Annotated in this window: 3 protein-coding genes; 1 reads left to right on the top strand and 2 read right to left on the bottom strand. The window is 57.5% G+C overall.

Features of this window, described 5'->3' with window-relative positions; genetic code table 11:
- Positions 1-279: 279 nt before the first annotated feature.
- Both ABIE16_RS28700 and ABIE16_RS28695 read right to left on the bottom strand, forming a co-directional pair.
- Positions 280-1,500, bottom strand: coding sequence for a CaiB/BaiF CoA transferase family protein (locus tag ABIE16_RS28700; RefSeq protein WP_057712566.1), 1,221 nt, complete (start codon positions 1,498-1,500; stop codon positions 280-282).
- Between the two features lie 11 nt (positions 1,501-1,511).
- Positions 1,512-2,693, bottom strand: coding sequence for an acyl-CoA dehydrogenase (locus ABIE16_RS28695; protein WP_429522464.1), 1,182 nt, complete (start codon positions 2,691-2,693; stop codon positions 1,512-1,514).
- 157 nt (positions 2,694-2,850) lie between these two features.
- On the opposite strand from ABIE16_RS28695, the gene ABIE16_RS28690 reads away from it, so the two are divergent.
- The gene (locus ABIE16_RS28690) at positions 2,851-3,750 is read left to right on the top strand and encodes a LysR family transcriptional regulator (protein WP_057712567.1); all 900 of its coding nucleotides are present in this window, start codon (positions 2,851-2,853) and stop codon (positions 3,748-3,750) included.
- Positions 3,751-4,231: the final 481 nt, after the last annotated feature.

Below are 4,231 nucleotides of genomic sequence, written 5' to 3'. Positions count from 1 at the left end.
GGAGGCGAATTCTACAGCGTTACACGCTGCTGTCAACACCTCTTTTTCAACTCCCTTTGTGCTTCGATGAACTGAAGCAACCTGCTGCCGAAAACCGCGTAACTCTTTGTTTACCAAGGAGTTTTCCGTTTCGACTGCGCCGGAAGTGGGGCGAATTATAGACACCTGAAATCTGCCGTCAAGCACTGATTTAGGTTTTCTATCAATAAGCTGCAGAAAGCAGCAAAACGCCCTAAAGGGCGCCTATAGCCGAAACACCCTCTATATAGAAGAGACCTATCAGAGAACGCCAGAAGCCTTGAATGCGGACACCGCCCCGGCATCCAGACCCAACACACGCTGCAAAACTTCAAGCGTGTGCTCACCCAGCAGAGGAGGTGCAAAACGATACTCCACCGGCGTCTCCGACAGTCGAATCGGACTCGCCACCTGAGGCACCATCCCGGCCAGCGCATGCGGCAGCTCGATAGCCAACCCGCGCGCCTTGACCTGAGGATCGGCAAACATCTGCGCCACGTCATTGATAGGCCCGCATGGCACGCCAGCCTGCTCCAGTTGCGCCACCCATTCAGCGGTAGTCTTGAACACCGTAGCCTGGCGGATCAGCGGAATCAGTATTGCCCTGTTTGCCACCCGCAGCTTGTTAGTGGCAAAACGCGGATCGTCCGCCCACTGCGGCTGCCCGGCCACTTCCGCAAACTTGCGGAACTGACCATCGTTCCCGACGGTAAGGATGAAATCGCCATCCGCCGTAGGAAAATCCTGATAAGGCACGATGTTCGGGTGAGCATTACCCAAGCGTTTTGGCGCATTGCCTGTCGTCAGGTAGTTCATTGCCTGATTGGCCAGACAAGCCACCTGTACGTCCAACAGCGCCATATCGATATGCTGACCACCGCCGTCGTGATCCCGATGCGCAAGCGCAGCCAGGATCGCGACAGTCGAATACAGCCCGGTGAGGATGTCCGTCAGCGCCACGCCAACCTTCACCGGCCCCGCACCCTCTTCGCCCTCAGGTCGCCCCGTCAGACTCATGAGGCCGCCGAGCCCCTGGATCATGAAGTCATAACCCGCACGCTTGGCATAAGGACCGGTCTGGCCGAACCCGGTGATCGAGCAATAGATCAGATCCGGATTGATCGTCTTCAGCGTTTCATAGTCCAGGCCATAAGCCGCCAGACCGCCGACCTTGAAGTTCTCGATCAAGATGTCCGACTTGGCCGCCAGTTCACGCACCAGCTTCTGCCCTTCAGGGCGAGTGAAGTCGATGGTGACAGATTGCTTGTTGCGATTGGCCGACAAGTAATAAGCAGCCTCGCTGGTATTCTCGCCATAAGCGTCTTTAAGGAACGGCGGTCCCCAGGCGCGCGTGTCATCGCCGTTACCCGGACGCTCGACCTTGATCACTTCAGCGCCAAGGTCGGCCAGGATCTGCCCGGCCCAAGGCCCGGCCAGCACCCGCGATAAATCCAGTACCCGTAGATGCGATAGCGCGCCCATGGACGTTCTCCTTAATAGAACGCCTGGAGGCCGGTTTGCGCACGACCGAGGATCAGTGCATGGACGTCGTGAGTACCTTCATAGGTGTTCACCACTTCCAGGTTGACCAGGTGACGCGCCACACCAAATTCATCGGAGATGCCGTTGCCGCCCAACATATCGCGAGCCATGCGCGCGATGTCCAGGGACTTGCCGCAAGAGTTGCGCTTCATCATCGAGGTAATTTCGACCGCAGCGGTACCTTCGTCCTTCATACGACCCAGACGCAGGCAGCCTTGCAGCGCCATGGTGATTTCAGTCTGCATGTCGGCCAGCTTCTTCTGGATCAACTGGGTAGCGGCCAGTGGGCGACCGAACTGTTGACGATCCAGGGTGTACTGGCGAGCGGTGTGCCAGCAGAACTCGGCTGCACCCAGCGCACCCCAGGAGATGCCGTAACGTGCCGAGTTGAGGCAAGTGAAAGGACCTTTCAGACCACGGACGTCCGGGAAGATGTTCTCTTCCGGAACGAACACATTGTCCATCACGATTTCACCGGTGATCGATGCCCGCAGGCCCACCTTGCCGTGAATCGCCGGAGCGCTCAGACCTTTCCAGCCTTTCTCCAGAACGAAGCCGCGAATGTCACCGGCATCGTCCTTGGCCCAGACCACGAACACATCGGCGATCGGGCTGTTGGTGATCCACATCTTGCTGCCGGCAAGGCTGTAGCCGCCTTCCACTTTGCGCGCACGACTGATCATCGCGCCCGGGTCGGAGCCGTGGTTAGGCTCGGTCAGGCCGAAGCAGCCGATCCACTCTCCCGACGCCAGTTTCGGCAGGTACTTCTGCTTCTGCGCTTCGGTACCGAATTCATTGATTGGCACCATCACCAGCGAGGACTGCACGCTCATCATCGAGCGATAGCCGGAGTCGATGCGCTCGACTTCACGGGCGATCAGGCCATAGCTGACATAGTTCAGGCCGCTGCCACCGTATTGCTCGGGGATGGTTGCGCCCAACAGGCCGACTTCGCCCATTTCGCGGAAGATCGCCGGATCGGTCTTCTCATGACGGAAAGCTTCGAGGATGCGCGGCGCAAGGCTTTGCTGAGCGAATTGCGCAGCCGTGTCGCGAATCATTCGTTCTTCTTCAGTGAGCTGTTGATCCAGCAGCAGGGGATCGATCCAGTTGAAGCTAGCTTTACCGCCCATGAGTGTGTCCTCTCGAATCGGGTCAAATAACGTAGGCTGATCCTAGGCCCGGATCGGCGCGACGGCAAACGAGGATTTTGCATACTGTTGTGCTAATTTCTCACTCCGAAACGTCGCAAAAGAGCTTTTATGCGATGTATTAGTGAGGTTGACGTACATGCGCAGAAAGATACCCAGCACCACCGCCCTGATCAGCTTCGAGGCCGCGGCGCGCCACGAGAGCTTCACCAAGGCCGCCCAGGAGCTTTCGCTGACCCAGGGAGCGATTTGCCGACAGATTGCCAGCCTTGAAGAGTTCCTCAGTGTGGAACTGTTCCGACGCTCGCGGCGCGGGGTCAAGCTGACGGAAGCCGGACTCTCCTACAGCCGTCGGGTGGCCACTCAGCTCGATGCCGTTGAGCGCGACACCTTGTCCGTGATGGGCCAGCAGGGCACCAACGTGATCGAACTGGCCGTAGTTCCGACCTTCGGCACCCAATGGCTGCTGCCGCGACTCAAGGATTTCCAGCAGAAACACCCGGAAGTGACGGTCAACCTGACCAACCGCACGCGGCCGTTCCTGTTCGCCGACACGGATTTTGATGCCGCCATCTACTTCGGCGACGCGGATTGGTCGGGTACAGAATCCCACAGGCTGATGGGTGAAAATCCGATGCCCGTTTGCAGCCCCAACCTGCTCGGAAACAAGACCAGTCTGACGCCCGGGGAAATCGCCGACTTGCCTCTTCTGCAACAAACCACTCGCCCCTATGCCTGGCGCCAATGGTTCGACTCCCAACACCTGAATGTCCCGCGAGACATGACGGGCCCCCGCTACGAGCTATTCTCCATGCTCGCCCAGGCAGCCATGCACGACATGGGCATTGCCCTGATTCCACCGTTCCTGATTCAAAGGGAGCTGAAAGAGAAACGCCTGGTGATCGCCAACCCCCAAGCACTGTCCAGTATCAAGGCTTACTACCTGATGATTCCTGAACGAAAGGTCGAATCCGCGTCTTTAAGGGCATTTCGTGACTGGCTGGTAAATCAGGCGTACAGCTACAGCCTAGAGGGATAAAGGCTCTACAAGGTTACTTGACCCCGTAGTCAGCAAAACAAAAGCCCTACAGATATACGTATTTGTCGCATAGCAGCAAACTGTATCGACAAGTCGTACAAACGTCCCACAAGCGCCTGATGACGCGGCTTTGCGCCACTATTTCGAGGCAATGCCGCATCATTCATACGGCCGATGTGTAAATTCTTCAATTTCGGCCAGAATCCTTGAAAAGCACGGTCTGCAAGGGATTGAGCCGGTTGGTTGCGACATTCGGTCACGGGGTGACTTGTAGTTAATTTTCCGTCACCCGTCATAATCCCTTGAAGGGCACAAAGTTCGCCTGCAAAATGCCGCGCCCCGCCCTGATTTGGCGGGATCGTGCTGATCGGCCGCCCCAGCCGCACCATCCGTAGTGCATGGGTTTACTCAATAAGATCACGCAGGAGATTTGACGTGCACATTGGTGTTCCTCTCGAAACCCAGACCGGTGAAACACGGG

The sequence above is a fragment of the Pseudomonas sp. 2725 genome (assembly GCF_050434585.1).
Classification (GTDB): Bacteria; Pseudomonadota; Gammaproteobacteria; order Pseudomonadales; family Pseudomonadaceae; genus Aquipseudomonas; species Aquipseudomonas jessenii.
The sequence above is the reverse complement of the archived record's forward strand: the minus strand, read 5'-3'. Positions and strand labels throughout refer to the sequence as shown.